Genomic DNA, 653 nt, shown 5'->3' with positions numbered 1-653 from the left:
TTTTATAGTCGATCTCTTGAACGCCTTCCGCGGTGAAACGGCAGAACTTGCGACGACGGAAATAACGTGCCATATGGCTAGTCTCCAGAATCTATCAATTCAATCTGCTCGGCATGCAGAACCATTTTGCTCAAGCCGTTCTTTGCCTTATGGCAAGAGATGAACCCTCGAACGGTTACTGCGCTACCGACCGTTATACTGTGAGTAATGGCCTGGTTCTCATGACCGCTAATAATAACGGGCATCTGACACCATGCCTGCCGGTGAAAACCGGCTTCCTCCTGCACTGAACGATGCTCAAGCACGAACTGGCAGTGAGGAATTCCTGACGGGCTGACCTTACGAAGTGGAGTCCTGCAAATAATGCCGGACAGCTCCAGACGGTTGGTCATCAGGATTACTCTTCAGAATCCCCAGCTTCAGAATCATCTGCGGTTTCGTTGGCGAAATCTTCGCGACGCTCACGGCGCTCGTCTTTCGCTTTAACCATCGGAGATGCTTCGGTAACAGCGTGCTTAGTACGCATTACCATGCTGCGGATAACGGCGTCGTTGAAGCGGAAGTTAGTTTCCAGCTCATCGATCGCTTCCTGCGGCGCTTCAACGTTCATCAGAACGTAGTGAGCTTTGTGCAGTTTGTTGATCGGATAAGCC

General features: G+C 51.0%; 2 protein-coding genes. Both read right to left on the bottom strand.

Going from position 1 to position 653, the window contains the following annotated elements; all coding sequences use genetic code 11:
* Positions 1-77 precede the first annotated feature (77 nt).
* A complete protein-coding gene (priB, locus tag FJV41_RS55160) occupies positions 78-392 on the bottom strand; it encodes a primosomal replication protein N (protein ID WP_002885722.1) in 315 nt (104 codons plus the stop codon).
* Between the two features lie 5 nt (positions 393-397).
* Positions 398-653: 30S ribosomal protein S6 (gene rpsF, locus FJV41_RS55155; RefSeq protein WP_064762256.1), on the bottom strand; the 256-nt coding region annotated here is incomplete at its 5' end.

This window comes from Myxococcus llanfairpwllgwyngyllgogerychwyrndrobwllllantysiliogogogochensis (assembly GCF_006636215.1).
Lineage (GTDB): Bacteria > Myxococcota > Myxococcia > Myxococcales > Myxococcaceae > Myxococcus > Myxococcus llanfairpwllgwyngyllgogerychwyrndrobwllllantysiliogogogochensis.
The sequence above is the reverse complement of the archived record's forward strand: the minus strand, read 5'-3'. Positions and strand labels throughout refer to the sequence as shown.